The organism is Phytoactinopolyspora endophytica (genome assembly GCF_004138495.1).
In the GTDB taxonomy this organism is placed as follows: Bacteria; Actinomycetota; Actinomycetes; order Jiangellales; family Jiangellaceae; genus Phytoactinopolyspora; species Phytoactinopolyspora endophytica.
Map to the genome: position 1 here is coordinate 221,160 of NZ_ML142856.1, position 1,625 is coordinate 222,784.

At 66.8% G+C, this 1,625-nt stretch carries 2 protein-coding genes; both read left to right on the forward strand.

Annotated elements, in window-relative coordinates; translation table 11 throughout:
• Positions 1-537: PLP-dependent transferase (locus tag ELR45_RS38160; RefSeq protein ID WP_205856761.1), on the forward strand; the 537-nt coding region annotated here is incomplete at its 5' end.
• Between the two features lie 256 nt (positions 538-793).
• Positions 794-1,549, forward strand: a complete 756-nt coding sequence (locus ELR45_RS17330) for a GNAT family N-acetyltransferase (RefSeq protein WP_129667505.1) — start codon at positions 794-796, stop codon at positions 1,547-1,549.
• The last annotated feature ends 76 nt before the right edge of the window (positions 1,550-1,625 follow it).

The window sequence follows — 1,625 nt, forward strand, 5'->3', positions numbered from 1 at the left end:
CTGCAACGCCCACTCGAGACGGGCGCGGACGTGGTCGTGCACAGTGCCACCAAGCTGCTGAGCGGTCATTCGGACGTCCTTCTCGGCGCCGCCGTCGTCCGTGATGACGGGCTGTTCAACCGGATTGACCGCCATCGCCGCCTGCATGGCGCCATCCCGAGCGCGATGGACGTCTACCTTGGCCTCCGCGGCATGCGCACCCTTGGGGTACGTCTCGAGCGTGCGCAAGCGAGTGCGGCCGAGCTCGCCCGCCGCCTGGCCGACCATCCCGCCGTCAACGTGGTCCGCTACCCCGGGTTCGGAACGATCTGCTCCATCGAGGTCACGGGCGGCGCCGAGGGCGCGGACACGGTGGTCGGCGCCGTCAGGCTCTGGGTCAACACGACGAGCCTCGGCGGGGTGGAGTCCACCCTGGAACGACGGCGTCGTTGGCCGGCCGAGAGCAAGACGGTCGACGAGTCGCTGATCCGGATGTCGATCGGCATCGAAGATGTCGAGGACCTCTGGTCCGACCTCGACGCCGCACTCTCTCGATGATCGTCAGGCAAAACGCGCGCTGCTCAGATATCAATCAGGTAGGCAAGGATGCCCGCCACACGGCCCACGCACCGTTTTCGTCGCTCATATCGAGCACATTGCGGGTCACGAGAATGCCGGAGTAGCCCGACGCGTTGAAACGTGAACCACGTTCAGGAATGTATACCTTTCTGATCGATCCGCATTCAGGAACGTATACGTCTCTCATCGTCCACAATCAGAAAGTTGCACCGATCAACACAAACGCGATCGAACCATGACTGCGCGCAACGCCCACCCAGCGCTGAGAACTCTTTCGACCGTCGCCGACGTCGCCGCGATCAGTGGTGACGACGCGATCGCGTGCTGGGCCGCGCAGCGGCTCGGCAACGGCGGCGCGGCGCACGCCTACCGGGACGCGGTCGCCGTCGTGGCCCCCGAGCTCAACCGCTGGGATCGCCTGATCGTCCGCGGGCCGGTCGAGGACGCCGTCGAGTTGGTGGCCAGACTCATCCCTGGGCTGCCACACGGCTACCGCGTCCAGGGTGCCGCTCATGTGATCCGGGCGGCCCTCGAGCGCATTCCACAGCTCGACCCGCTGAATGAGTTCGGCTGGATGGAGACGACGACATGTATATCCGGGCCTATCGGCTCCGTAGCCTGGCTCGACGATGACGCATACGCGGAAGCCGCCGAACTGGTCACCCGGGTCTACCCGACGTCCTATGCCGTCCCTGGGGTGTCACCCGAGCAACGCTGGGCAGCCGTCAGAGGAGCCGACGGACGCCTGGCGGCGGTCGCGGCCGACGCATGCACCGGCGGCGGCGTCGGGTTCATCGCCGGCGTGGTCACGGACACGCACGCCCGCGGCGCCGGCCACGGCCGAGCGGTGACCGCGTTCGTCACCAAGGAGCTGCTCGCCCAGCATGGCCGAGTGGCCCTTGTGGTCGACAGCGACAATGATGTTGCGATCAGTCTCTATCGGCGACTCGGCTATACGTTCGAGACCATCGCCGCCGCGAGGGTCAGCTGACCGTCGTATCGGAGTCCACGCGCACCTCGTTGCCCACGCCGTCGGCGTCGGCAGCGGCGACGACGGCATCCAGAAC

What these genes read in the sequence shown, in the direction of transcription:
- ELR45_RS17330 (WP_129667505.1), top strand. Translation starts at nt 794, where the DNA reads ATGACTGCGCGCAACGCCCACCCAGCGCTGAGAACTCTTTCGACCGTC.